Consider the following 26,850-nt stretch of genomic DNA (forward strand, 5'->3'; position numbering starts at 1 on the left):
TATGAATAACCTGAATGTCATTATTGCCGACGACCATCCTATTGTTCTGTTCGGCATTCGTAAGTCGCTTGAGCAGATTGAATGGGTCAACGTTGTAGGCGAATTTGAAGACTCCACGGCCTTAGTTAACAGCCTGCCTAAGCTTGATGCGAACGTGCTGATCACCGACCTTTCTATGCCAGGTGAGAAATATGGCGACGGTATTACGCTGATTAAATACATCAAGCGTCACTATCCCGACCTGTCGATTATTGTTCTGACCATGAACAATAACCCGGCGATCCTGAGCGCGGTACTGGACCTGGATATCGAAGGTATTGTCCTGAAGCAGGGTGCACCAACCGACCTGCCGAAAGCGCTGGCAGCCTTGCAGAAGGGTAAGAAATATACTCCGGATAGCGTGGCAAAACTGCTGGAGAAAATCAGCGCGGGTGGCTACGGTGACAAACGTCTGTCGCCGAAAGAGAGCGAAGTATTACGCCTGTTTGCTGAAGGTTTCCTGGTGACTGAAATTGCCAAGAAGCTGAACCGCAGTATTAAAACCATCAGTAGCCAGAAGAAATCAGCGATGATGAAACTGGGTGTTGATAACGATATTGCCCTGCTGAACTATCTCTCTTCAGTGAGCATGTCTCCTTCCGTAGATTAAGCCAATATTCACCTGGCGGGTCGACCGGAAAAAATGGTCGACCCCTACGAGGGAATGTGTAACGGGTCGACCGGAAAAATGGTCGACCCCTACGAGGGAATGTGTAACGGGTCGACCGGAAAAAGGGTCGACCCCTACGAGGGAATGTGTAACGGGTCGACCGGAAAAAGGGTCGCCCCCTACATGGGAATTTGTAGGGGCTGACCTTCTTTTCCGGTCAGCCCTTACTACTTAAACGCTACCCCTGCCCTTTCTCACCCGCTCCGCATAATACGCCAGCGCCTGCTGCAACGTATCCATCGTCACCGGCTTCGACAGGCAGTTATCCATTCCAGCCTCAATACAACGCTGCTTCTCTTCGGCCAGCGCATTCGCGGTCACGCCGACCACCGGGAAAGTTTGCCCCAGCTCGCGCAGGCGCTGCGTCAGACGGTAGCCATCCATATTCGGCATATTGACATCGGTCAGCACAATATCAATCTCGCTGCGGCTCAGTACATTGAGGGCATCAATACCGTCCTGCGCCGTTTTGACGCGGTAACCCAGCGAGCCGAGCTGATCTGACAGCAGCATGCGGTTGATCGGATGGTCATCAACCACCAGAATCAGGATATCGTCATTGCTGACGCCGCTCTCCTGCTCAACCAGCGTGGCCGGTAATCCTTCCGGCATCGCGACTTCCACGCGATAGATGCGCCCAAGCAGCACCGGCAGCTCGTGCGGCGTGGTCGTGGCGCACAGCCAGCGCCCCGGCAGCACTTCGCGCGGTCCGTCATTATGACGATTGTCGAAGCGTATCACAGCGCGCACGTTCTGTTCCGGCTGGCAGTCGTAATCGCAGATAATCACGTCCTCCGCTTCAGCCTCACCCTCGTAGCGCCGCACCTGGATGCCATGACCACGCAGCATTTTGTCGAGGAATTCCGCCAGCTGATCGTTACGCACCGCCAGCCAGCACTGTTTATCCTGCAAGCCATCATGCAGCTCGGGGGTCATCACCCGGCTGTTGTAGAGCGGTATACGAATAATAAACTGGCTGCCCATCCCCGGCTCGGAGTCCACCTCAATATCGCCGTCCATCATGTTGATCAGCTTCTCACAGATCGCCAGCCCGAGTCCGGTTCCCTGGAAATTCCGCTGCACGCCGCTGCCGACCTGGAAGAACGGGTCAAATAGCCGGGTCAGCTCTTTCGCCGGGATCCCCACGCCGCTGTCGCGCACGCGGAACGCCAAGTAGCCATCTTTGACGTAGGCGTGCAGGACGATGCCGCCGGTATGGGTAAACTTAATGGAGTTGCTCAGCAGGTTAGAGATCACCTGCTGCAAACGCATCGGATCGCCGTCCAGCGTCACCGGCACGTCGCTGTCGATGAAGCACCACAGCGTCAGACGCTTTTTCACCACCATCGCCAGATAGTTGGAGGTGATATGCGCTATCACCTCACGCGGGGAAAACTCACGCGGCTCAATCTTCAACTGCTCAGACTCGATTTTCGAGAAATCGAGGATATCACTGATGATTTTCAGCAGCAGGCTGGAGGAGTTGTTCATCGCCGTCACCAGCGACTCCACGCCTTTGGGTAAAGTTTTGGTTTGCAGCAGGTCGAGGTTACCAATAATGCCGTACAGCGGGGTGCGTAGCTCGTGGCTGACGGTGGCGAGGAACATCGATTTCGACTGGCTGGCCTGCTCTGCGGCCTGCGCCATCTCCTGCAGCGACTCTTCCATCTTCACGCGCGCGCTGACATCCACCAGCACGCAGATCGCCACGTTTTCATTGCGGTAGCGTGAATGCACAAAACTGATTTGCAGGTTGGTATTGCTACCGGTCAGCACGTCGACAAAGTTAACCTGCTGTCCGCAGATAATCTCGGTCAGGCGCAGACGGTCTTCCTGAGTCAGCATGGTGAGGTAGTTATGCGCCAGCTCGTTACTCAGAATATTGGTGCCGTCACTGGTGCGCAGAATGCAGATCCCGACCGGCGCCGAAGCGACAATTTTGCGGTTGAACTGCTCATGCTCTTCCAGCCGGTGTGCATTATCCTCGGCGGGGAGAAACATGCGGCGCTCGAACAGCCAGGCGAGGGTAAACAGGATAATCGCGCTGATAATATTCAGCAGAATGGCGTTGATCAGCAGCATTTTTAGCGGCTCAATCATCGCGCTGGTCGGCACCGAGTACACCACGCTCAGGGACGAAGGCGGCAGCTCTTTTTTCATCACCAGCTGTTTGTACCCGGCAACATAGCCAAACCAGCTGGCGTCATCAGGGAGATCGTCGGCGGAAAAGGCCAGCGCGCCGCGGGCGGAAGAGAGCACCCGCTGGTTGTTCTGATCGACCAGCGTCACCGCCACCGGCAGGTTGCCTGGGGTGATAAAGTCCTCCATACGAATGCTCTGCTCAATACCGAGCAGCGCCGCAACCTTATTCGCCACATAAACCGGGGTGATCATATAGTAATAGCCGACCCCCGGCTGCGCGGTCGGCGACACCCAGAACAGGCTATTTTTGCGCTCCTCTTCGTTGCCGCTGCGGTACTTCAGGATGCGTTCATGCAGCGATTTCAGCGCCCGCTCACGGTCGACGGAAGCATTCCCCACCCCGAAGTCCGCCAGGCACTGGCTCTCGCCACCGACGAAAAACACCCGGTTCAGCTCATAGGCCGAGGCAAAGTTCACTTTCCAGTAATTGAGGAAATAGCTGAGCGATTCCAGCGAATTACGCCAGGTGTTGCTCATCGCACTACAGTCTGAATCGGCATAAAGCGGGTAGAACTGCGGCAGCGTACTCTTACCGGGAAACACGCCGTTCAGCACATCAAGCCCGCTGGACGAGGTATTCAGGCGGTTTTCAGCAATAAACTTCAGCTCGCGCGTCACGTCTGCGGAGTGACGCACGTACCACTGAGTCTGATCATAGCTGGTATTAAACTCCTGGCGAACCTGGGACTCTCTCTCGTGCAGGACGTTAATAATGTAGAACGTTGTCAGCAAGGCACCCAGCATCCACAGCATCAGCGCCAGCGCACGGAACAGGTAGCGCGAGATTTTTAACGTTGTACGGAAAGAGACAAGATATTTCAAACGGGACCCACGCAGCCATCAGCAGTGATAAAACAGAGTGCCGATACAGTAGCGTTCACCTGCTGAAAAAGCCAGTTATCCCCGCCCCGCCCCCGCTCTATTTCAGCTAATTCTGCTTTGTTCCCCGGACTCTTTACGCCACTGCGAGGGGGTTTTTCCGGTAATGCGCAGAAACTCGCGATTAAAGTTTGATTTGGTCTGGAAACCGACGTTTTCCATGATCTCAATGATCGTACTCTGACTGCGGCAAAGGTGCTCGCAGGCTTCAGCAATTCGCCAACTGTTAACATACTGCGATACGCTCTGGCGGTGGAGTGCATTGATGGCGGCGGAGACCTGACGACTCGGAATTCCTGATTTACGCGCCAGCTGCTCCAGGTTCAGTCCGGTCTCGCGATGAATACCGCTACGCATCAGCTCATCGATGCGTTCGAGCACGGCGGCGGCGCCCTCTTTCACCTTGCGCGATTTTACCGCCGTGCTGGCGGTGGCAGGCGTCAGCAGTAGCGTCAGCGCCACCAGCAGGCAGACCAGTAAATTACCGCAGGCTGTTAATAGCTGAACCCCGCTGCCCGCCCTGTATTCCAGCAGCCCCGCAACGCTGATGTCGATCAGCGCGACCGCGATTAGCAAGACGGCCAGCAGACGCCAGCCATTCACGCTCAGGCCACTGCTCTCCAGCGGCAGCTGGCAGAAAGTGTCCCTGCCCTGACGCAATGTTATCAGCATCGCTGCTGCGCTACTCATCCAGATGACTGCCATCAGCCCATCAATCGCCTGCGGTAGCCACAGGATACTGCCAGCCATTAACAGTAGCGCCAGCACGCTAAGCGCAAGATGCAGCCTCTGCCCGGTGGCCTGACACAGTGCCAGATAGCAAAACAGCGGCAGCGCAACTGCCGTCAGCGGCTGTATTATGCGCAGCTGATTAAACTGCGGCAGTGCCCCCAAACCGGCAACCACCGTGTGCAGCAGGAAAACCAGCAGCAGCAGACGGAAGAACGCGCCAGCCTGACGTTTCTGCACCAGCAGCAGCAGGCAGGCAAAGCTAAGGAGAAAATTTATCGGTATTAGCATAGGACTCAATCGCGATCGAGGACGCCAGGCGTCTGTAAAGTTCTGATAATGGGACTTTTATACGTGAGGAGTAAATAAGATGCCGCTGATTTTTCTGTTTTCACTGATGTTAATCAGTTTCTCGAGCTGGAGCTATTCCGTTGCTACGCAGCAGGAAACGCTCAGTAATCCTGCCCTGAAGCGCACGCTTAATGTCCGTATTTTCTACCCCAGCGAAAGCCATCAGGCAGCGACCTTGCAGGCAGCAAGACCGGTGCTGACTGGATTTTATGCGATAGAACAGGCTCAGCCTGCTGCGGGCAAGTTTCCCCTGATTGTGCTGAGCCACGGCAGCGGCGGTAATAACAGCAGCCTGGCCTGGCTGGCCGTGCCGCTGGCGGCGCAAGGGGCCATTGTGATTGCCGCTAATCACCCGGGCAGCACCACCGGCGATTCCAGCCCCGATACCGACCTGACGCTGCAGACGCGCGACCTGTCGTTTTTAATCACCCACTATCTTGATGACGCAAGATGGCGGCCTGCCATTGACGCCAACAGGATTGGCGCTATCGGGCATTCAAAGGGCGGTTACAGCGTGCTGGCACTGGCCGGAGCGCGGATAACCCAGGCACGGCTGGTTGAGTACTGCCGCAGCAAACCGCAGATGCCGGACTGCCTGTTTTACCAGCGCGGGCACCTGCCGCTGGCACAGCGATCGGCGGCCACGCTGGCGGCCAGCTATCGTGACCCGCGAGTGAAGTTTGTCGTCGCTATCGACCCGGGAATGAGCGATGTTTTCACTCCCGCCAGCCTGCACTCTATTACCCTTCCACTGCTGGTGATTGCCGCGGGCTATTATATCCGCGCACAGCCGGAGATTAATTTGGGGGTGGATAGGTTGCCGCTACCGCTGTTGCGCCTGCCACAGGCCGGACACTATGACTTCCTGCCGCAATGTCAGCCAGCGGCACAAGCGATTCTGGCAGAGGAAGGGGAAGCATTTATTTGCGAAACATCGCGGGAAAAGCGTGAGGAGGTACATCAGCAGACAATTACCGCCGTCAGCGCGTTTATTCAGCGCAGCTGAGCAGCGGGAGTTTCAATATTGAGTGAACTCAGCGTTTCGATTTGAGTTCAGGTTTGGCAGAGAGGTCGGGGCCAAGGAAAGGCTCCAGCGATCCATACTCGAGCAGGATTTGGCGTATTCTCGCACTGCTTTCCAAAAACATCTGGTCCATCGCAGCGCCAATCGCTTCCCGCCGCTTTGAGGTGGCTATAATCTTCATATCCATAGCATTATTTTTTTTCAATGACATATACTGCCTCCTGCAACCACGTCTGATTATAAATAAATCCTTTTTCAGCGGCGTAACGCCGCAGTAACCGATGGTACATTTTTCCTAATGCCGGATGGATTGGCATAGCCAGAAGAGAGGCTACAAGCTGATGCTGAAGAAAACTCTCCACCGCCTGGCCGACCCCTTCTGCCAAAAACCGTATCAACTCACTGTAGCTAAATGCCATACGGCGGTCGACTTTGTAGCGGGCACCAGGTTCCGACGAGAATAGCGCGTCATATGGATAAAAATCAACCAACCAGCAGCAATTCTGTAGGTAATAACCAGACCAGTAACAACCAAAGCAGTTCTGGATCATCGTTGGTAATCTTTTTATCTCAACAACATATTCATTGTCTCTTCCCCCTGCCTTTTTCACCGAAACCAGATAACTCAGCGCGTTGGCTAATAGCGGTGATGAGAACGCCTTAACAGTAATATCCATGGCCACCTTTCCTTTTGGGTACCCGCTGGTTGTATCACTCTCTGCTCTGCTGGTCAGATTTGGCGCTGCATCCTGCGTAGCGTCTTCCAGATCCCCAGATTTCAGGCAAAAAAAAGCCGGTTCAGCTGAACCGGCTTTTTCATCAGGGCTTAACGATTACTCGTCATCGGCCTCTGGCGCTTCATCGTCATTGTCAACTTCAGGTGCGATATCATCATCCCCTTCCGCCACACTGCCGTCGATAGCATCGAGCTCTTCTTCCGCTACCGGCTCGGCCACGCGCTGCAGGCCAACCACGTTTTCATCTTCCGCGGTACGGATCAGGATCACACCCTGGGTGTTACGCCCGACCACACTCACTTCAGAAACGCGGGTACGCACCAGCGTACCGGCATCGGTGATCATCATGATCTGATCGCTGTCGACCACCTGTACCGCACCGATAACCGGTCCGTTACGCTCGGTGACTTTAATCGAGATCACCCCCTGAGTCGCACGCGACTTGGTCGGGTATTCGCTGTTGGCGGTACGCTTACCGTAACCGTTCTGCGTCACCGTCAGGATGGCGCCGTCATCACGCGGCACAATCAGGGAAACCACGCGGTCACCTTCTGCCAGCTTGATACCGCGCACGCCTGAGGCGGTTCGGCCCATGGCACGCACCGCGCTTTCAGCGAAGCGCACCACTTTACCGGCGGCAGAGAACAGCATGGTTTCATCCGTGCCGTTAGTCAGGGCCACGCCGATCAGTTCGTCGTCGTCACGCAGGTTGACGGCAATAATACCGGCACTGCGAGGACGGCTGAACTCGGTCAGCGCGGTTTTCTTCACGGTACCGCTGGCGGTCGCCATAAAGATGTTCCAGCCCTCGGCATATTCACGCACCGGCAGGATCGCGGTAATACGTTCATTCGCTTCCAGCGGCAGCAGGTTGACGATTGGACGCCCACGCGCACCGCGGCTCGCTTCCGGCAGCTGGTAGACCTTCATCCAGTAGAGACGACCGCGGCTTGAGAAGCAGAGGATGGTATCATGGGTGTTGGCCACCAGCAGGCGGTCAATAAAGTCTTCTTCTTTAATACGCGCTGCCGATTTACCCTTACCGCCGCGGCGCTGCGCTTCGTAATCAGTCAGTGGCTGATACTTCACGTAGCCCTGGTGCGACAGGGTCACCACAACGTCTTCCTGATTGATCAGGTCTTCGATGTTGATATCGGCGCTGTTGGCGGTGATCTCGGTACGACGCGCGTCGCCGAACTGATCGCGGATCAGCTCCAGCTCTTCACGGATCACTTCCATCAGGCGCTCTGAACTGCCCAGAATGCGCAGCAGCTCAGCAATCTGCGCCAGCAGATCTTTATACTCGTCGAGCAGTTTTTCATGCTCAAGGCCGGTCAGTTTCTGCAGGCGTAAATCCAGGATAGCCTGCGCCTGCTGCTCGGTCAGGTAGTACTGGCCATCACGAATACCGTACTGCTCTTCCAGCCACTCAGGGCGGGCGGCGTTGTCACCGGCACGCTCCAGCATCGCAGAAACGTTGCCCAGCAGCCATGGGCGGGCAATCAGGCCCGCTTTTGCTTCGGCTGGGGTCGCAGCCTGGCGGATCAGCTCGATAATCGGATCGATGTTTGCCAGGGCCACGGCCAGTGCTTCAAGGATATGGGCACGGTCGCGCGCTTTACGCAGTTCGAAGATGGTACGGCGGGTGATCACTTCACGACGGTGACGCACGAAGGCTTCGAGAATATCCTTCAGCGGCATAATCTTCGGCTGGCCCTGATGCAGTGCCACCATGTTGATGCCGAAAGAAGTTTGCAGCTGCGTCAGCGAGTAAAGGTTGTTTAACACCACTTCGCCCACCGCATCGCGCTTCACTTCGATGACGATGCGCATCCCGTCTTTGTCGGACTCATCGCGCAGGGCGCTGATGCCTTCCAGACGCTTCTCTTTCACCAGCTCGGCGATTTTCTCAATCAGGCGCGCTTTGTTCACCTGATAAGGAATTTCATGCACGATGATAGTTTCACGGCCGGTCTTGGCATCCACTTCCACTTCGCCACGGGCGCGGATGTAAATTTTGCCGCGACCGGTACGATAAGCTTCTTCGATGCCGCGACGACCGTTGATGATAGCAGCGGTGGGGAAGTCCGGGCCTGGGATGTGCTCCATCAGGCCTTCAACGGTGATGTTCTCATCGTCGATATACGCCAGACAGCCGTTGATCACTTCGGTCAGGTTGTGCGGCGGAATGTTGGTCGCCATACCGACTGCGATCCCCGAAGCACCGTTAACCAGCAGGTTAGGTACGCGGGTTGGCATCACTTCTGGGATCTGCTCGGTGCCGTCGTAGTTTGGCACAAAGTCGACGGTCTCTTTTTCAAGATCCGCCAGCAGTTCGTGAGCAATTTTGGACATGCGCACTTCGGTATAACGCATCGCCGCAGCCGAGTCGCCGTCGACGGAACCGAAGTTACCCTGGCCATCGACCAGCATGTAGCGCAGCGAGAATGGCTGCGCCATACGCACGATGGTGTCGTACACGGCGGTATCACCATGCGGGTGATATTTACCGATGACGTCGCCGACAACACGGGCGGATTTTTTATAGGCTTTGTTCCAGTCGTTACCGAGCACGTTCATAGCGTAAAGCACACGGCGGTGAACCGGCTTTAAACCATCACGGACATCTGGCAGCGCACGGCCAACGATGACCGACATTGCATAATCCAGATAAGAGTTCTTTAGCTCTTCTTCGATATTGACCGGTGTAATTTCGCGGGCGAGGTCGCTCATGGACGCGCTTTCCTTCTGTCTTATTCCCGGATTCAAAGGTGCGAAAGTATATCACATCGCGGGCATGTGTTGAATGGAAAGCATCGCTTTGGCCGCTTTATTGCATTCTGTTTTTAGCGCAGGCAACAACCCTGGCTGTCAGGGGCGGGAAACTTGTATACTGCGGCAAACTTTGGCCGGAGTCATACCCCAATGAAAGCAGAACAAAACGCGGGCGCGCAGAACGTAGATCGCGGCGAGATCGCCAAATTTGAAGCAGTAGCGACACGCTGGTGGGACCTGGATGGCGAATTTAAGCCGCTGCACCGGATTAACCCCCTGCGCCTCGGCTGGATTGCTCAGCACTGCGACGGGCTGTTTGGTAAAAAGATCCTCGACGTCGGCTGCGGCGGCGGCATCCTGGCGGAGAGCATGGCACGTGAAGGTGCTAACGTCACCGGGCTGGACATGGGCGCGGAGCCGTTACAGGTCGCCCGTTTGCACGCGCTGGAAAGCGGTGTAACCATTGATTACGTGCAGCAAACGGTTGAAGAGCACGCCGAACAGTTCGCCGGGCAGTATGACGTGGTGACCTGCATGGAGATGCTGGAGCACGTGCCGGACCCGCGCTCTGTGGTTCACGCCTGCGCCAGGCTGGTGAAACCCGGCGGCGAAGTGTTCTTCTCTACGCTGAACCGCAACAGCAAAGCCTGGCTGATGGCGATTATCGGCGCTGAGTACGTGCTGCGTATGGTGCCGCGCGGAACGCACGACATCAAAAAATTCATCCGCCCCGGCGAACTGCTGAACTGGGTTGACGAAACCCCACTGCGCGAGCGCCATATCATTGGCCTGCACTACAACCCGCTGACCAACCACTTCAAGCTGGCCCCTGGCGTTGATGTGAACTACATGGTTCACACGCACCGCGCGATTGACTGACCCATCAGGGGGTGGATACCGCTCCACCCCTGCCAGATCTTTTTCGTCTTACAACTGTCATCACGGCTGAGTTAGGGTTACCCCATCACGACAATTATTGCTGTGAGGCGTCTCAATACGCCGTATTTTTCAGCAAAGAAATTCAGGAAATATCGGGGATGAACAAGAAACCCGCGCTCGATCAAATTTCTAAAAAATTTCTCAAACCATTGACATCGACTGTGGGCCTTGAGAAACGTGGACTTAGGAAAAATACCCACCCTGCGACAGTAGTTTCACCTGAAAATCAAGCCTTGTTAAGCACGCGGAAATTACTAGAATACTCACCATATTGTTAGTCAGTCTTCCCTCACCCCCTATATATAGTGTTTATCCACAGAGTTACTCACAACGAGCAAGCTGTGTATAAACGTGGGGATTATTTGTTAAGGACAGGTAAAACGCGACATGAATCAGAGTCTGCTTGTAACCAAACGCGACGGCCGCACCGAACGCATCGATCTCGATAAAATCCACCGTGTTCTCGACTGGGCTGCCGAAGGTCTGCAAAACGTCTCCGTTTCGCAGGTTGAACTGCGTTCACACATCCAGTTCTACGAAGGTATTCGCACCTCCGACATTCATGAAACGGTGATCAAGTCTGCCGCTGACCTGATCTCGCGTGATGCACCTGATTACCAGTACATGGCCGCCCGCCTGGCCATCTTCCACCTGCGTAAAAAAGCCTACGGCCAGTTCGAGCCGCCGAAGCTGATCGAGCAGGTCAAACGCATGGTCGATATGGGCAAATATGACCCTCACCTGCTGGAAGATTACAGCGCGGAAGAGTTTGAGCAGATGGACGGCTTTATCGACCACTGGCGCGACATGAACTTCTCCTATGCGGCAGTCAAGCAGCTGGAAGGTAAATACCTGGTGCAGAACCGCGTCAGCGGTGAGATCTACGAGAGCGCGCAGTTCCTGTATATCCTCGTGGCCGCCTGCCTGTTCTCTGGCTACCCGCGTGAAACCCGTCTTGATTACGTCAAGCGTTTCTACGATGCGATCTCCACCTTTAAGATTTCGCTGCCGACGCCAATTATGTCCGGCGTGCGCACCCCGACGCGCCAGTTCAGCTCCTGCGTACTGATTGAGTGCGGCGACAGCCTTGATTCCATTAACGCCACCTCCAGCGCGATTGTGAAGTACGTTTCTCAGCGTGCCGGTATCGGCATTAACGCCGGTCGCATCCGTGCGCTGGGCAGCCCGATCCGCGGCGGTGAAGCATTCCACACCGGCTGCATTCCGTTCTATAAGCACTTCCAGACCGCGGTGAAGTCCTGCTCTCAGGGCGGCGTGCGCGGCGGTGCAGCGACCCTGTTCTACCCAATGTGGCATCTGGAAGTGGAAAGCCTGCTGGTGCTGAAGAACAACCGCGGCGTTGAAGGCAACCGCGTGCGTCATATGGACTACGGCGTGCAGCTGAACAAGCTGATGTATCAGCGCCTGCTGAAGGGTGAAGAGATTACTCTGTTCAGCCCGTCCGACGTGCCTGGCCTGTATGACGCGTTCTTCGCCGATCAGGATGAGTTTGAGCGCCTGTACACCAAATACGAGAAAGACGACAGCATCCGCAAGCAGCGCGTGAAGGCGGTGGATCTGTTCTCGCTGATGATGCAGGAACGCGCCTCTACCGGCCGTATCTACATTCAGAACGTTGACCACTGCAACACCCACAGTCCGTTTGACCCGGCAATCGCGCCAGTGCGCCAGTCTAACCTGTGCCTGGAGATCGCACTGCCGACCAAACCGCTGCTGGATGTTAACGACGAAAATGGCGAAATCGCGCTCTGTACGCTTTCGGCGTTTAACCTCGGCGCGATTGAGAGCCTGGACGATCTGCAGGAGCTGGCAACCCTGGCGGTGCGTGCGCTGGATGCCCTGCTCGACTACCAGGACTACCCAATCCCGGCCGCGCAGCGTGGCGCAATGGGCCGCCGTACTCTGGGTATTGGCGTGATCAACTACGCTTACTACCTGGCGAAGAACGGCGTGCGTTACTCCGACGGCAGCGCTAATGTCCTGACGCACCAGACCTTTGAAGCCATTCAGTACTGGTTGCTGAAAGCTTCTAACGATCTGGCTATCGAACAGGGTGCCTGCCCGTGGTTTAACGAAACCACCTATGCGCAGGGTATTATGCCGATCGACACCTATAAGAAGGACCTGGATGCGATCTGTGATACGCCGCTGCTGCTGGACTGGGAAGCGCTGCGTGAATCGGTGAAAACCCACGGCCTGCGCAACTCTACGCTCTCTGCCCTGATGCCGTCTGAGACCTCTTCCCAGATCTCGAACGCCACCAACGGTATTGAACCACCGCGCGGTCATATCAGCATTAAAGCGTCGAAAGACGGCATTCTGCGTCAGGTGGTGCCAGAGTATGAGCGCCTGAAAGATAACTACGAACTGCTGTGGGATATGCCAAATAACGACGGTTACCTGCAGCTGGTCGGCCTGATGCAGAAATTTATCGACCAGGCAATTTCATCCAACACCAACTACGACCCGACGCGCTTCGCCAACGGTAAGGTGCCGATGAAGCAGCTGCTGAAAGACCTGCTGACTGCCTATAAGTTTGGCGTGAAAACGCTCTACTACCAAAACACCCGTGACGGTGCGGAAGATACGCAGGAAGATCTGGCGCCATCGATTCAGGATGACGGCTGTGAAAGCGGCGCCTGCAAAATCTGATAACGGTGGGTCAGGCATGCCTGGCCCCTATGCGCAACATTGACTCTGTAGGGGTCGGGCATGCCCGACCCTGAAGCATTTGGACTGAATCATGGCTTACACCACATTTTCGCAGAATAAAAATAACCAACTGTTAGAACCGATGTTCTTCGGACAGCCGGTAAACGTGGCGCGTTTCGACCAGCAGAAATATGACATCTTTGAAAAGCTGATCGAAAAGCAGCTCTCTTTCTTCTGGCGCCCGGAGGAAGTGGACGTCTCGCGCGATCGTATTGACTATCAGGCGCTGCCAGAGCACGAAAAACACATCTTTATCAGCAACCTGAAGTATCAGACTCTGCTGGACTCTATTCAGGGACGCAGCCCGAACGTGGCGTTGCTGCCGCTGATCTCGATCCCGGAACTGGAAACCTGGATTGAAACCTGGGCGTTCTCTGAGACTATCCACTCGCGTTCGTACACCCATATTATTCGTAATATCGTTAACGACCCGGCGCTGGTCTTTGACGATATCGTCACCAACGAGCAGATCCTGTCACGCGCCAAAGATATCTCTGGCTACTACGACGATCTGATCGAAATGACCAACTACTGGCATCTGCTGGGTGAAGGCACGCACCAGGTGGCGGGCAAAACCGTGACCGTCAGCCTGCGCGCGCTGAAAAAACAGCTCTATATCTGCCTGATGAGCGTTAACGCGCTGGAAGCGATCCGCTTCTACGTCAGCTTCGCCTGCTCTTTCGCCTTCGCCGAGCGCGAACTGATGGAAGGCAATGCCAAAATCATTAAGCTGATCGCCCGCGATGAAGCCCTGCACCTGACCGGTACTCAGCATATGCTGAACCTGCTGCGCAGTGGGGAAGACGATCCGGAAATGGCCGAGATTGCTAAAGAGAGCCGCCAGGAGTGCTACGATCTGTTCGTGCTGGCTGCCGAGCAGGAAAAAGAGTGGGCGGAGTATCTGTTCAGCGGCGGTTCAATGATCGGCCTGAACAAGGATATTCTGTGGCAGTACATTGAGTACATCACCAACATCCGCATGAACGCCGTGGGTCTGGATCTGCCGTTCAAAACCCGCTCGAACCCAATCCCGTGGATCAACTCGTGGCTGGTGTCCGATAACGTGCAGGTTGCTCCGCAGGAAGTGGAAGTCAGCTCTTACCTGGTGGGACAGATCGACTCTGAAGTCAACGCCGACGACCTCAGCGACTTCGAACTGTAATTCTGATGGCACGCTCTACCATTACGCTGCGCACCAGCGGTGCGCAGCTTGAATGCCATGATGAACACCCTTCCCTGCTGGCTGCGCTGGAATCGCACCGCGTCTGCGTGGAGTATCAGTGCCGCGAAGGCTACTGCGGCTCCTGCCGGATGCGGCTGTTGAAAGGGGAAGTGAGCTACAGCGCGAAACCGCTGGCCTTTGTGCAGCAGGGTGAGATCTTGCCATGCTGCTGTAAGGCCGAGGGTGATATTGAGATCGAGCTGTAGAACGGGTCGGGCATGCCCGACCCCTACACGATCTGGCGTAGGGGCTGACCTTCTTTTTCGGTCAGCCCGTATTGAAACGCCCAAATCTTATAGCGTTTCCACCACATCTATCCAGCCATGCCCGGTGCTGACGGACTGACCGTTCAGCCAGCGGCGCAGCATATTCATCGCCAGCATGGCCACCATATCCTGCCGTGCCTTCAGATCGTGACGGTTGACGTTGAACTTCACCTTCTGGGCAAAAGTGCCATCCGGCGTGTGCAGCGCAAAGCCTAAACGATCGTCCTCAATGCCGCCCACCAGCAGCGCCACAGCGGAACCGCTGCAGGCTGCCAACTGGCGCGCACGCTCGGCCATGTTCTGCAGCGGCTCGGCCTGATTCGGCAATATGTTGCCTGCGGCCAGCGCGGCGCCGGCGGAGATCAGCTGCCACTGCAGCAGCCCGGCGCTGAACTGTTCGCTGACGGCCAGCGTAAGGTTGCGCGCCTGCAGACGGCGCGCCAGCTGCTGCGGTAAGGTCTCAAACCCTTCAAAAATCACGCTGTCGCCCGCTATCTCGCGCACCTGCTGCCAGAACTGCTCCATTTCCGGCAGTTTTTCCGCCGGGCCGTTCAGCTTCAGTTCGATAATCGGCATCGAGGCGCGATAGCCCATCACCACGCCTTCCGGCAGCGGCAGCGGTTCAATGTCGGATGCCAGATCGCTCTCGCCACGGCCAAAAGTGGTCATGCGCAGGCAGACCGGCGGCTCTGGCAGCTGATAACGGGCTTTCAGGCGCGGCAGGATCTGGTCCATCACCATCACTTTATATTCGGAAGGGACGCCGGGGGTGAAGAAGATCCAGCAGCGGTTAAGCTGCATGGCGAAACCGCAGGCGGTGCCGACCGGATTGTCGATCATCTCGGCCCCTTCCGGGATCTCCGCCTGCTTACGGTTGCTGGCGGCCATCGCCTTGCCGCGGCTGGCGAAGAAAGCTTCCATTTTAGCCAGCCACTCGGGGTGAATTTTTAGCGCCACACCGGAGGCGGTCGCGGCGGCCAGCGCGCTCAAATCGTCGCTGGTCGGGCCAAGGCCGCCGTTGACGATCAGCACGTCAGCCACTTTGCTGCGTTCAGTCAGCACCGTAACCAGTTCCTGCAGGCTGTCGCCCACCGTCTGGCGGCTGGTCATCGGTAAACCGTGTTCAAACAGCACTGTCGCCAGCCAGGCCGCGTTGGTATCGACGATCTGGCCGTGCAGCACTTCATCGCCGGTTGCGAGCATTTCCACTCTTATCATGTTGTTCTCCGGTGTACTCAGGGCATAACACGGTGGACTGTGTCCCGTAACTGGTCGTGGTGCCGTCGCAGTGCCAAACTCACGCACAGTTATGGAACACAGTCTAGGAAGCCCTTTGCGGAAACACAACGTCAATTTCCTGCTGCTGCTGCTGCTGCGCCACCCACTGCATCAGCTGGCGGCGCGATGGCTTGATGCCACCGCTGCCAAGCGCTGGCAGCGTATACCACTTAACCGGGCGCTGCCAGGCAGCCAGCTGCGGCAGCGCCCATGCGGCCAAAGGTACCATTGCCACCCCGTCATTCACCAGCGCCACCGGCCGGCTGCCGTATTCATCATCTTCCAGCGCGACCACGACTGCCTGGGTCACCTGCGGATGCCGCAGCAGCAGGCGCTCAATCACTTCCGGCTGCACGGCTTCTGCGCCACAAAAAAACAGGTTATCCCGCCGGCCAAGAACGCAGAGTTCATCCAGGCGCCACGCACCGAGATCGCCGCTGTGCAGCCAGCCGTCGGCATCCGTCAGCGGACGCAGCTGACCCTGCTGCCAGTAACCGAGCGCCAGCGTGGGCGAGCGTAGCCAGATCTCACCGTTGACAATCCTGACCTCCTGCCCGTCGAGCGGCTTCCCGACGCCCGGACGGTCGTCTGCACGTTTGGCGCTGACGGTCGAGGCGCTCTCCGTCATGCCATACCCGCAGAAGCAGCGGATGCCTGCTGCCTCCGCCCGCTGCACCAGCTCGCTGGCGATAGCTGCGCCTCCCAGCAGCACCGAGCGCAGCATTGCCGGGCGCTCCGGCTGGCGCAGCAGTCGCCACAGTTGGGTTGGCACCAGCGAAGCGAAACTGCTGCGCGCCAGCGCGGCGCTAAACCCGGCACTGTCCACCAGCGTTAATGTCGCCCCGCTGACCAGCCAGCGCCAGAGAATGCCCAATCCGGAAACGTGAAACAGCGGCAGCGACAGCAGCCAGCGGTCGCGCGCGCTGAACTCCATCAGTGCGATCACCGCTGCGGCACTGTGCAGATGGGCCGCAATCGTGTGCGCTGCGGCTTTTGGCAACCCGCAGGAACCCGAGGTCAGCGTCAGGGTTGCCAGCGCTGCCGGCTGCCAGGGGTGAATAACATGGCCTGCGCGCCGCAGGTGCAGCAGCGCAGGCGGGTTCAGGCAGCCAGCGCCTGCGCTGCCGACGCTGAAATCGGCGCGGATGTTGGGTAACAGCATTTCCAGCTGGCTGTCCGGCAGCTGGGGATTAAGCGCCAGCACCCGGGCGCCGCAGGCGAGCAGGCTCAGCCAGCTCACGACCGCCTGCAGACTGTTGGCACTGCGCAGTATCACCAGGTTACCCGGCTGCACGCCCTGCTGGCGAAACCCCTGAGCGTGCTGGACAATTTCCTGCTCCAGCTGCTGCCAGCTGAGCGTGACGTCACCCGCATCGATGGCCTGCGCCTGCGGGCATCTGCGCGCCCAGTGACGCCACGGCCAGTCAGTCAGTGCTGCCACAGACATGTTAAAACCTCCCTGTCGGTCACGGGCACCGCCACGGGTAGCGCACTGCCGGGCCAGCGGCGCATCAGCTGCTGCTGCATCAGCTGCAGCGTGTCGAGCCCGGGGATGATGCCCGGCGTGAGCCAGTGTGCCAGCCGTGCCAGCTGGGTCAGACCGAGGCTCGACTCCAGCGCGCTGCTGATTACCGGGGTTAATCCCTGGGATTTGGCCCATGCCACCTGCTGCTGCACGCGCTGAATGCTGCCGGTCAGCGTCGGTTTGATCACCACCGCGCTGACGCCCGGTGCTGCTGCCAGCGGCCCCTCGCGCAGGCTCTCATCCCAGGCAACAGCGATGGATGTTTGCTGGGCAAATGCGAGGCTTTCCGCCATGTTGCGGCACGGCTCTTCGATAAAGGCGATGCGCCCGCGCAGCTCGGGTGAGACGTAGCGGGCAAACTGCAGCGCTTTTTCCAGGCTCCAGCTGCGGTTCGCGTCCAGCCGCAGCGTCAGGTTAGGTAGCGCCTCCAGCAGCAGGTTGGCCTGCATCCCGTCGCGCACCGCTTCATACAGCCCAACTTTCATTTTTGCCAGCGGCTGCGGCAGCTGGCGCAGCCGCTGGAACAGCTCATCCGGGTCGCCGCTGCACAGTAAGGCGGTACGATACTCGCCTGCGGTGGGCAGCGTGCCATCCAGCTCGGCAAGCGCACAGCTGATGCCAAATGCGACGGAAGGCAGATCGCTCTCTGCGGGATGAGAACCGGCGCGCCACGCCGCCAGCCAGGCACGGCAGGCCTGCTCCGCCTGCGCGGGCGTTTCCACGCTGAACTCTGGCAGCGGCGCGATCTCACCCCAGCCCTCACCGCGTTGGTCACGCAGCTGGATCAGCAGGCCCTGGCGCGCTGTTAACCGCTGATGGCGCAGCACAACCCCCGCTTCCAGCGGGATCTGATAGCGATACAGTGCGACCGCACGCATCAGGGATTGCGTCGGAAGTGGCTGAAATCGGGCGGGCGCTTTTCATTGAAGGCGTTGCGCCCCTCCTGCCCCTCTTCGGTCATGTAGAACAGCATGGTAGCGTTGCCCGCCAGCTCCTGCAGCCCGGCCTGGCCGTCACAGTCGGCATTGAGCGCCGCTTTCAGGCAGCGCAGCGCCATCGGGCTGTTCTGCAACATTTCGCGGCACCAGCGCACGGTTTCCTGCTCCAGCTGCGCCAGCGGGACGACGGTGTTCACCAGCCCCATCGCCAGTGCCTGCGGTGCGCTGTACATGCGGCACAGGAACCAGATTTCCCGCGCTCTCTTCTGCCCGACAATGCGCGCCATATAGGCTGCGCCCCAGCCGCCGTCGAATGAACCGACCTTCGGGCCGGTCTGACCAAACTGTGCGTTATCCGCTGCGATAGTCAGATCGCACATCATATGCAGTACGTGCCCCCCGCCGACGGCATAGCCAGCAACCATTGCCACCACCGGCTTCGGGCAGGTGCGGATCTGGCGCTGCAGGTCGAGCACGTTGAGGTGATGTACCCCGGCATCATCCTGATAACCGCCGTAATCGCCGCGGATTTTCTGATCGCCGCCCGCGCAAAACGCCAGTTCGCCCTCGCCGGTGAGGATAATCACGCCGACCGCCGGGTCGCGCCGCGCGTTATCCAGCGCCTGCTGAATTTCGCTAATGGTCAGCGGGCGAAAAGCGTTGCGCACCTCCGGGCGGTTAAGGGTAATTTTTGCTATGCCGTCGCTCGACTTGTGATAGCGGATATCGCGGTAGTCCGCTGCGCAGTCGTGCCATTCGACGGGTGCCGTCAGCAGGGTTTCATCGGGGTAGATCATCGAAGTTCCTTAATGATAATTGAGCACGCGAGCGAGCTGATGGGCAAAAGCCAGCGGGTTCGCCAGGTGAGAGTTGTGGCCCGCAGCGGGGATCACCGCCGGGGGCAGCGCGGCCTGAAGCGCCAGCTGCAGGAATTTTTGATCCCACTCACCGCACAGATAGCGGAACGGGGAACTTTTCTGCCGTAGCTCCGGCAGGAGCCAGGGCTGCGCCGACAGCGACGTGGCCTCCAGCATCGCGGCCAGCCCTTCACCGCGATTATCCAGGCGGCGAGCCACCAGGCGCTGGCGCTCAATCGGGGTCAGCTCGGCAAAGACCGGCTGCTGATACCACTGGCACAGCGCCTGCTCCAGCGGCTGCTGGCGAAAGCGCTGCGCCCAGCAGAGATCGTGCTCCCTGCGGGTCGCGCGCTCTGAGGGCGAAGCGAGGCCAAAATGTCCGGCTTCGACCAGTAACCCCATCAGTCCCTTCCCGGCATGGCGGCAGGCGTGGTAAAGCGCCAGCCGCCCGCCGAGCGAATAGCCAATCAGCCAGTAGCGCTTAACCTGGTGATAATCCAGGGTGGCGTTAAGCCGCTGCGACAGCTCATCAAAGCCGTTAACGCTTTGCGCGCGCGAACCACCATGCCCGGGGAGATCAACGCTGAGCAGCGGCCAGTGGCTGAAATAGCGCTGTACCGGCTGCCACTCCTGCGCGCTGCCGAGAAAACCGTGCAGCCAGACCAGCACCGGGCGCGTGCTGTGATGATGCCCCTGCCAGTGCGCATGGAGCATCACAGGGTCACCACTTCTCTGGCGCAGCAGGCCAGGGTTTGCGCGCCGTCGTCGCCATTGACCACCACTTCGACCAGCGTGACGCCGCCGTTAAAGCCTTGCTGCACCGCCTGTTGCAGCGCCAGCCAGCTGGCCACGCGCCGGAACTGCAGACCAAACAGCGCCGCCGCATGGCTGAAGTCCGCCTGCGGCGGCAGGGCAAACAGCGAAGCGCGCTGCGCAGGCGGCGTCGGCAGCAGCGAGAAGATCTGCCCTCCCTGATTGTTGACCACCAGGATCACCACCGGAGCCGGGGCCTGCTGCAGCAGCGCCAGGCTGTTAAGATCGTACAGCGTGGAGAGGTCACCCAGCAGCACCAGCAGCGGCTGGCCGTTGCCGCGCTGGGTGCCCGCCGCCGTCGCCAGCAGGCCATCAATACCGCTGGCACCGCGATTGCAGTACACCGGATATCCGGCCGGCAGCGAGGCAAAGGCATCCACCAGCCGGATCGACAGGCTGTTACCAAGAAACAGCGCGCCTTTTTCCGGCAGCAGTTCGCCCAGACGATGGGCCAGCAGCGCCTCGCCGAAGTGGTGCAGATGCTGATGAAGATAGCGCCGGGTGCGCTGCGCCAGCGCATCAAGCTGCGGGCACCAGGGCTGGCGCGGCTGGGCCGGATGGTGCTGTAACCAGCGATCGATCTGCACTTCCATCCGCCGCCCGCGCGGGCACGCCGGGTTACGCTGGCCGGGCAGAGGATCAACATGCCAGTAGCTCTGCGCCCGGCAGTTGGCCTGGTAGCCGAGCAGGTTTTTCCCGGTCAGGCTGCTGCCAAACTGCAGCACAATCTGCGCGGCATCCAGCGCCCGCTGTGCATCGGGATGTGCCAGCCACAGCGCGGCGGCCGGTAATGGTTGCCCACATTGCGCAATCACATCACCCAGCAGCGGCCAGCCCAGCTCTGCGGCCCACTGCCCCACCAGCATGCCCTCGGCCGCCGTCATCCTGCCCGCAATCACCACGCCACGCTTCTGCCGCCAGAACAACCAGTCGGCTTCGGTCGGGATATTCACAGTGCGAGCGTAATGCAGCCAGGGATCCCGGCTCTGCCACCAGTCGCCCAGCGCCTGCTGCCAGCCAGGGAAATCATCGCTCTGCTCAGCGTACAGCGGCTCGGCAAACGGACAGTTAATATGAACCGGACCGTGACGCGGGTTTGCCAGCAGCGTATCCAGCGCGCTAACCAGCCAGCGCGCCGGGATCTCCGCCGTCGGGCGCGGCAAATTGAGGGAGCCTGCGAGGTGAGATGCAAACAGGCCAGGCTGTTCGGTCGCCTGATTGGCGCCGCAGTGGATCAATTCTGGCGGGCGGTCGGCGCTGATAATGACCAGTTTTTCTCGGGTCAGCTGCGCTTCCACCACCGCCGGATGCAGGTTCGCCACCGCCGTGCCGGAGGTGACAATAATCGCCACCGCCTGGCGGGTTGATTTCGCCAGACCCAGCGCCAGAAAGCCCAGCCCGCGCTCGTCAAAATGGGTGTGGCACACCAGCTTTTGGTTTGCCGCGGCGGCCAGCGCCAGCGGCGCCGAGCGTGAACCGGGTGCAATGCAGACGTGGTGGATGCCGTGGCGCGTGAGCGTCTCCAGCAGCACCTCTGCCCAGCAGCGATTAAACGCTGCCTGTGAACTCCCCTGCGACCTCGTTTGCTGCATAGCCACTCCGCATCAAAAACCCTGCTGCTATTATAAGCAGCTGTTCTGCGCCCTTTTTGATTTGAACCCGTATTACGCCGGGTTTTCACCACTGAATAAGCAGCCAAGCGTCGCTGCCTTATGCTCAACTTCCTGCCACTCCCGCTGCGCATCGGAGCCGCTGACAATGCCCGCTCCGGCATACAGCCGCGCCTGATTTCCCCGTACTTCGGCACAGCGCAGCACCACTGCGAACTCACTGTGGTGCAGGGAGAGATAGCCAATTGACCCGCTGTACCAGCCGCGCTGAAATGACTGATGCCGATGGATGAACGCGGCGGCCGCGCGGCGCGGTAAGCCATAGACGGCGGCGCTCGGCTGCAGGCGGGACACGCAGCGTGCGTCATCGCTGTGGCGCAGCGTGGCGTGAATGCTGCGCCGCAGGTGCTGCAGCTGACGCAGCGGCAGCAGTTCCGCAGCCGCGACGTCGAGCGCCGTCACCTCATCGGCCAGCCGCTGGCGGATATCCTCAACCACCAGCTGGTTTTCCCACTGATTTTTACCGTCGGTCAGCAGGCCAGCCTCAGCAATATCGGCGGTACCCGCCAGGGCTTCGCTCCACAGTTCCGTGCCATGCCGGGCATATAACCTTTCCGGGCTGGAGCCTGCCAGTGCCCGATCTTCGGCGGTGGCCAGCATAAAGTGATAACAGCGCGGGTTGATCTGCTGACTGGCGGCCAGCAGCGCTGCAGCTGAGAGCGGCTGCGCGCAGGTGAAATCACTGGCGCGGGCCAGCACGACCTTATCCAGTTCGCCAGCGCGAATGGCCTGCAGGGCGCGCTCAACCTGCTGGCACCAGCCGGATTTATCCGGCAGCGTATTGACGCTGATTGCACGGGGTAACGGTGGCAGCGGCTGTGACGGCAGCAGGCCGTCGAGCCAGGCCAGCAGGCGCCGGGCTTCCTGATACAGGGAGGTGTCGCTGAGTAAGTGAAGGCTCAGCCACTGCCCGCTGTCGTCCTGTCGCAGGCTGAGGATCGGCAGAAACAGGTAGCTGTCGCCATCAACGGCGTTCGCCCCGACCAGCTGCCAGTGCGGCGGGAGTGCGTGAAGTCGTGCGGTCGCCCGATCCATCGAGCGGCAAACATCCCGCGCCCCAAGCGCCATTAAGGTGCTCTGCCCGCAGCGTGACTGCCAGTAAAACTGCGGCCGGCAGCGCTGGGTACCCAGCCACGCCAGCGCGTCGACCTCCCCTGACAGAGAGACGCGTAGCTGCAGCGCGCCGGGGGCATCACTCGAAATCTCAATAAGCTGGTCACGCAGTTGATGCAGCGCACGGACGAACGGCAAGGGAACCTCGGCAGTAAACGGGCCAGGCGCACATTTTAATGAAGGGAAAAACGGGGAATATTGATCTCAGTGGGGCAGAATGAAAACAGGCGCCGAAGCGGCGCCTGAATCACGAGCAATTAACGCTTAGCGTCGAGCCAACAGCAACCCGACGACCAGGCCAAGGGTGGCACCGACGCCAATACCCTGCCACGGTTTATCATGCACATACTCGTCGGCGCGCGTGACAGCCTGCTTAGCGCGCACATAGTAGGTATCAGACGCGTTGCTGACGCGGGATTTCACTTCATTCAGTGATTTTTCCGCTTTCGCTTTCAGCTCCATGTATTTCTGGTCTGCCGGGTCGCCCGATGATTTCAGTACTTGTTCCAGCGTTTCAGTCAGTAACGCCAGGTCGTCATCCAGTCGAGTTTCATGTGGTTCAGTTGGTGTTGCCATTTCCATTCTCCTTGGGCGAATAACATACGTTGATAACTATAGACAGTATTTGCCGCTCTGCCTGGCTAAAGCGACCAGGAATGCGCTGAGAATCGCGCAGAAGGTTGCCATAAGGCGCGTGTATTTGTGCTTCAGGCGCGGTAAACCAACGAATAAACACGGGAAATCACTGCGGCAGTTAGATTTATCTGATAAATTTTGCGTGAACTGAATTATCAACCCGGCTCGCTGTCGTAACTCCCTGTAACCGGGCTAAATCCGGCCAAGCGAATGCGTGCAAACGCACGACAGTCACTACAAACTCCGTTCACCTGAGGAAATTATTTCCGGCATGAATCGAAGAATGTTTATGAAAGCGTCAATGGCATTCGCTACCGTAAGTGGGATGTCAGGACTCTCCGCGTTATTCTCCCAGGCTGCCTGGGCGGAAGATGGGATTGCCGACGGAACCGCTAAGCGTTTTGACTTTGACGTCCTGAAAAAAATGGCTGCCGGCATGGCAAAACAGGCCTATGGTGGTGCTCCGGCCCCGCTGCCGGAAACCCTGGCAACGCTGACTCCGCAGGCTTATAACGAAATCCAGTACGATGCAAACCACTCGCTGTGGAACGGCATCGACAATCGTCAGCTCGACGTTCAGTTCTTCCATGTGGGCATGGGCTTTAAACGCCGTATCCGCATGTTCTCCGTTGACGGCGCCAGCCGTGAGGCGCGTGAAATCCACTTCCGCCCGGAGCTGTTCAACTACAACAATGCCCACGTGGATACTCAGCAGCTGGAAGGCAAAAACGACCTCGGCTTTGCCGGTTTCCGCGCGTTTAAAAAACCGGAACTGGCAAAACGCGACATCGTTTCGTTTCTTGGCGCCAGCTATTTCCGCGCGGTAGATGAAACCTACCAGTACGGGCTGTCGGCACGCGGCGTAGCGATCGATACCTTTACCAGCAAAGAAGAGTTCCCGGACTTCACTGCCTTCTGGTTCGAAACGCCAAAAGCAGACGACACCACGTTTGTGATGTACACCCTGCTGGATGGCCCAAGCTGCACCGGCGCATTTAAATTTACCATCCACTGCGAAGAGAAACGCGTGGTGATGGAAGTGGAAAACCACATTTATGCGCGTAAAGATATTCAGCAGCTGGGTATCTCTCCCATGACGACCATGTTTAGCTGCGGCAATAACGAACGCCGCATGTGTGACACCATCCACCCGCAAATTCACGACTCCGACCGTCTGGCGATGTGGACCGGTAGCGGTGAGTGGATCTGCCGCCCGCTGAACAACCCGCAGCGCCTGACCTTTAACGCTTATCAGGACGAAAACCCGCGCGGTTTCGGCATGTTGCAGCTTAATCATGACTTCCAGGATTATCAGGACGTGATTGGCTGGTACAACAAGCGGCCGAGCCTGTGGGTTGAGCCGGTCGGTAAGTGGGGTAAAGGGGCGATTAATCTGATGGAGATCCCGACCACGGGTGAAACGCTGGATAACATCGTCTGCTTCTGGCAGCCTGCCGACGCCATCAAAGCGGGCAGCGAGCACAGCTTCTCCTACAAGCTTTACTGGAGCGGTCTGCCGCCGGTTCGTAGCGGTCTGTCTCGGGTGAATGCGACGCGCACCGGTATGGGCGGCTTCCCGGAGGGCTGGGCGCCGGGCGAACACTATCCCGACGTCTGGGCGCGCCGTTTTGCGGTCGACTTCGTGGGTGGCGATCTGAAAGCGGCAGCCCCGAAAGGGATTGAGCCGGTGATCAACGTCAGTAGCGGCACCCTTAAGCAGGTTGAGATCCTCTACGTTGAGCCTATCGACGGCTACCGCATCCTGTTCGACTGGTATCCTGACAGCGACGCCACCGCGCCGGTGAATATGCGCCTGTTCCTGCGAACCAAAGATGAGACGCTGAGCGAAACCTGGCTGTATCAGTACTTCCCACCGCCGCCTGACAAGCGTAAGTATATTGATGACCGCGTGATGACTGCGGGTTAATCAAATTACAGGTAAAAAAAAATCGGGCCACATGGCCCGATTTTTTATTGGCAGCGTGCTGAATTACATTAGCGGCTGCGCCAGTTTTACCAGCGAGATCAGCGGCTGCGGGTAGATACCCAGCGCCAGCACCAGGATTGCTGAAATCAGGACCACCACACCACCGGCGGTGAACGCCCAGTTCGCCGGGGTATCACGCTGCATCAACTCTGGCGGGTTGAGGTACAGGCTGACGGTCATACGCAGGTAGTAGTACAGGCCGATGGCACTGCCCAGCACCACGGCGCCGGTCAGCCACCACAGATGCGCACTCACACCGACCGCAATGACGTAGAACTTACCGATAAAGCCAAGCGTCATCGGGATACCCGCCAGTGACAGCATCATCACGGTCATCACCGCGGCGAGGATCGGACGGTGCCAGAACAGACCACGGTAGGAGTACAGCGAGTCAGCATCCGGGCCACGGTAAGGGCTGGACATCAGGCTGACGACACCAAAAGCACCAAGGCTGCTGAACAGATAACCGGCCAGATAAACGCCAACCGTCTCCATCGACAGCTGGTGAGTCTGCACGGCAATCAGCGCCACCAGCAGATAGCCGAGGTGAGCAATTGACGAGTAGCCCAGCATACGCTTGATGTTGGTCTGCGAAATCGCCATCAGGTTACCGAACAGCATCGACAGCACCGCCATGATGCCGAGGACGCTGCGCACGCCTTCGTTATCGGCCAGCGGTGCATACATAAACAGACGCATCAGCACGCCAAAGATGGCGATTTTGCTGGCGGTAGCCAGGAAGGTCGACACTGGAGCCGGAGCCCCCTGATAGACGTCTGGCGTCCACAGATGGAACGGAACCAGCGACAGCTTGAAGCCAAAGCCAACGATCATCATACCCAGACCCGCCATCAGCAGCGGCTCATGCAGGACACCATCGTTCAGGCTCTTACCCAGCGAAACAAAGCTGAGGTTGCCCGAGTCTGCATACACCAGCGCCATACCGAACAGCAGGAATGATGATGCGGCAGCCGACAGGATGGTGTACTTGATCGCCGCTTCCAGCGAGCGTTTCTGCTGGAAGGCGTAGCCCACCAGGCCAAACAGCGGCAGGGAGATCAGCTCAATACCGAGGAACAGCGAAGCCAGGTGATTCGCGCTGGCCAGCATCACACCGCCCAGCGTCGCAATCAGTACCAGCAGGTAGAACTCTTCGCGGTTATCCGGGTAGCCCGCCAGCCACGGGTAGGCAAAGGTGCAGGTTGCCAGGCTGGCAAGGATAACCAGCCCGGTATACAGCATCGAATAGCTGTCCACGCGCAGTAGCGGGGTGACATCCATTGGCCCAGCCTGGCCGACAAAGTACAGCGAGAACAGCGCCAGGTTGAGACCGATGACGGCCAGCGTCGCATTAACGAAGTGATTGCGTCGCCACGCAATGGACAGCATCACAACTACCACCGTCAATCCGACGATCAGCAGCGGTAGAAGCGCGATCAATTGTTGAGGAGTTATTGTCATGGCGAA

At 58.5% G+C, this 26,850-nt stretch carries 21 protein-coding genes; 7 read left to right on the forward strand and 14 right to left on the reverse strand.

Annotation, left to right across the window (positions count from 1 at the left end):
* Position 1 precedes the first annotated feature (1 nt).
* Positions 2-649, forward strand: a complete 648-nt coding sequence (gene rcsB / locus QLG07_RS08130) for a response regulator transcription factor RcsB (protein ID WP_048915479.1) — start codon at positions 2-4, stop codon at positions 647-649.
* 231 nt (positions 650-880) lie between these two features.
* Here the strand turns inward: rcsB and rcsC are convergent, their stop codons facing one another.
* Entirely contained in the window at positions 881-3,733 is a 2,853-nt protein-coding gene (rcsC, locus tag QLG07_RS08135; RefSeq protein WP_282468967.1) for a two-component system sensor histidine kinase RcsC, read from the reverse strand.
* Between the two features lie 102 nt (positions 3,734-3,835).
* Positions 3,836-4,810, reverse strand: coding sequence for an AraC family transcriptional regulator (locus QLG07_RS08140; protein WP_282468968.1), 975 nt, complete (start codon positions 4,808-4,810; stop codon positions 3,836-3,838).
* 79 nt (positions 4,811-4,889) lie between these two features.
* Here QLG07_RS08140 and QLG07_RS08145 point away from each other — a divergent pair, with 79 nt between their 5' ends.
* On the forward strand, positions 4,890-5,876 hold the full coding sequence (locus QLG07_RS08145; protein ID WP_282468969.1) for a hypothetical protein: 987 nt from the start codon (positions 4,890-4,892) through the stop codon (positions 5,874-5,876).
* A gap of 28 nt (positions 5,877-5,904) precedes the next feature.
* On the opposite strand, the gene QLG07_RS08150 is transcribed toward QLG07_RS08145, so the two are convergent.
* The 3 genes from QLG07_RS08150 to gyrA form a co-directional block, all read right to left on the reverse strand.
* Positions 5,905-6,105 carry a hypothetical protein gene (locus tag QLG07_RS08150; RefSeq protein WP_282468970.1) on the reverse strand — a complete coding sequence of 67 codons (201 nt, stop codon included), beginning with the start codon at positions 6,103-6,105 and terminating at the stop codon, positions 5,905-5,907.
* Positions 6,086-6,571: a hypothetical protein gene (locus QLG07_RS08155; protein WP_282468971.1), complete on the reverse strand. Its 486-nt coding sequence runs from the start codon at positions 6,569-6,571 to the stop codon at positions 6,086-6,088. The genes QLG07_RS08150 and QLG07_RS08155 overlap by 20 nt, the downstream gene beginning before the upstream one ends.
* Before the next feature lie 156 nt (positions 6,572-6,727).
* On the reverse strand, positions 6,728-9,364 hold the full coding sequence (gene gyrA, locus QLG07_RS08160) for a DNA topoisomerase (ATP-hydrolyzing) subunit A (protein WP_048915474.1): 2,637 nt from the start codon (positions 9,362-9,364) through the stop codon (positions 6,728-6,730).
* A 192-nt stretch (positions 9,365-9,556) separates the two neighbouring features.
* Here gyrA and ubiG point away from each other — a divergent pair, with 192 nt between their 5' ends.
* The 4 genes from ubiG to yfaE all read left to right on the forward strand — a co-directional run bounded on the left by ubiG (position 9,557) and on the right by yfaE (position 14,506).
* Entirely contained in the window at positions 9,557-10,285 is a 729-nt protein-coding gene (gene ubiG, locus QLG07_RS08165; RefSeq protein WP_048915473.1) for a bifunctional 2-polyprenyl-6-hydroxyphenol methylase/3-demethylubiquinol 3-O-methyltransferase UbiG, read from the forward strand.
* Between the two features lie 447 nt (positions 10,286-10,732).
* Complete coding sequence (gene nrdA, locus QLG07_RS08170; RefSeq protein WP_048915472.1) at positions 10,733-13,018, forward strand: class 1a ribonucleoside-diphosphate reductase subunit alpha; 2,286 nt, start codon at positions 10,733-10,735, stop codon at positions 13,016-13,018.
* Between the two features lie 91 nt (positions 13,019-13,109).
* Positions 13,110-14,240 carry a class Ia ribonucleoside-diphosphate reductase subunit beta gene (nrdB, locus tag QLG07_RS08175; RefSeq protein ID WP_282468972.1) on the forward strand — a complete coding sequence of 377 codons (1,131 nt, stop codon included), beginning with the start codon at positions 13,110-13,112 and terminating at the stop codon, positions 14,238-14,240.
* A gap of 5 nt (positions 14,241-14,245) precedes the next feature.
* Positions 14,246-14,506: a class I ribonucleotide reductase maintenance protein YfaE gene (gene yfaE / locus QLG07_RS08180; protein WP_282468973.1), complete on the forward strand. Its 261-nt coding sequence runs from the start codon at positions 14,246-14,248 to the stop codon at positions 14,504-14,506.
* An 87-nt stretch (positions 14,507-14,593) separates the two neighbouring features.
* Here the strand turns inward: yfaE and QLG07_RS08185 are convergent, their stop codons facing one another.
* The 8 genes from QLG07_RS08185 to elaB form a co-directional block, all read right to left on the reverse strand.
* Positions 14,594-15,784 (reverse strand): nicotinamide mononucleotide deamidase-related protein YfaY, encoded by a 1,191-nt coding sequence (locus QLG07_RS08185; RefSeq protein WP_282468974.1) that lies wholly within the window; start codon positions 15,782-15,784, stop codon positions 14,594-14,596.
* A 103-nt stretch (positions 15,785-15,887) separates the two neighbouring features.
* On the reverse strand, positions 15,888-17,291 hold the full coding sequence (gene menE, locus QLG07_RS08190; RefSeq protein ID WP_348994610.1) for an o-succinylbenzoate--CoA ligase: 1,404 nt from the start codon (positions 17,289-17,291) through the stop codon (positions 15,888-15,890).
* Entirely contained in the window at positions 17,273-18,247 is a 975-nt protein-coding gene (gene menC, locus QLG07_RS08195; protein WP_282468975.1) for an o-succinylbenzoate synthase, read from the reverse strand. Before menC ends, menE begins: the two co-directional genes overlap by 19 nt.
* Positions 18,247-19,104: a 1,4-dihydroxy-2-naphthoyl-CoA synthase gene (menB, locus tag QLG07_RS08200; RefSeq protein ID WP_282468976.1), complete on the reverse strand. Its 858-nt coding sequence runs from the start codon at positions 19,102-19,104 to the stop codon at positions 18,247-18,249. Before menB ends, menC begins: the two co-directional genes overlap by 1 nt.
* 9 nt (positions 19,105-19,113) lie before the next feature.
* Entirely contained in the window at positions 19,114-19,878 is a 765-nt protein-coding gene (gene menH / locus QLG07_RS08205) for a 2-succinyl-6-hydroxy-2,4-cyclohexadiene-1-carboxylate synthase (RefSeq protein ID WP_282468977.1), read from the reverse strand.
* On the reverse strand, positions 19,878-21,569 hold the full coding sequence (gene menD, locus QLG07_RS08210) for a 2-succinyl-5-enolpyruvyl-6-hydroxy-3-cyclohexene-1-carboxylic-acid synthase (protein ID WP_282468978.1): 1,692 nt from the start codon (positions 21,567-21,569) through the stop codon (positions 19,878-19,880). The genes menH and menD overlap by 1 nt, the downstream gene beginning before the upstream one ends.
* Before the next feature lie 72 nt (positions 21,570-21,641).
* Positions 21,642-22,898: an isochorismate synthase gene (locus QLG07_RS08215; RefSeq protein WP_282468979.1), complete on the reverse strand. Its 1,257-nt coding sequence runs from the start codon at positions 22,896-22,898 to the stop codon at positions 21,642-21,644.
* A gap of 126 nt (positions 22,899-23,024) precedes the next feature.
* Positions 23,025-23,336, reverse strand: coding sequence for a stress response protein ElaB (gene elaB, locus QLG07_RS08220; protein WP_282468980.1), 312 nt, complete (start codon positions 23,334-23,336; stop codon positions 23,025-23,027).
* Positions 23,337-23,667: 331 nt separating this feature from the next.
* Between elaB and QLG07_RS08225 the strand changes: the two genes are divergently transcribed.
* The gene (locus tag QLG07_RS08225) at positions 23,668-25,323 is read left to right on the forward strand and encodes a glucan biosynthesis protein D (protein ID WP_099754451.1); all 1,656 of its coding nucleotides are present in this window, start codon (positions 23,668-23,670) and stop codon (positions 25,321-25,323) included.
* Between the two features lie 63 nt (positions 25,324-25,386).
* Here QLG07_RS08225 and nuoN read toward each other — a convergent pair whose 3' ends face one another.
* Positions 25,387-26,844 carry an NADH-quinone oxidoreductase subunit NuoN gene (gene nuoN / locus QLG07_RS08230; protein WP_048915460.1) on the reverse strand — a complete coding sequence of 486 codons (1,458 nt, stop codon included), beginning with the start codon at positions 26,842-26,844 and terminating at the stop codon, positions 25,387-25,389.
* Positions 26,845-26,850 lie beyond the last annotated feature (6 nt).

It is taken from the genome of Erwinia sp. V90_4, from assembly GCF_029967685.1.
Classification (GTDB): domain Bacteria; phylum Pseudomonadota; class Gammaproteobacteria; order Enterobacterales; family Enterobacteriaceae; genus Erwinia; species Erwinia aphidicola.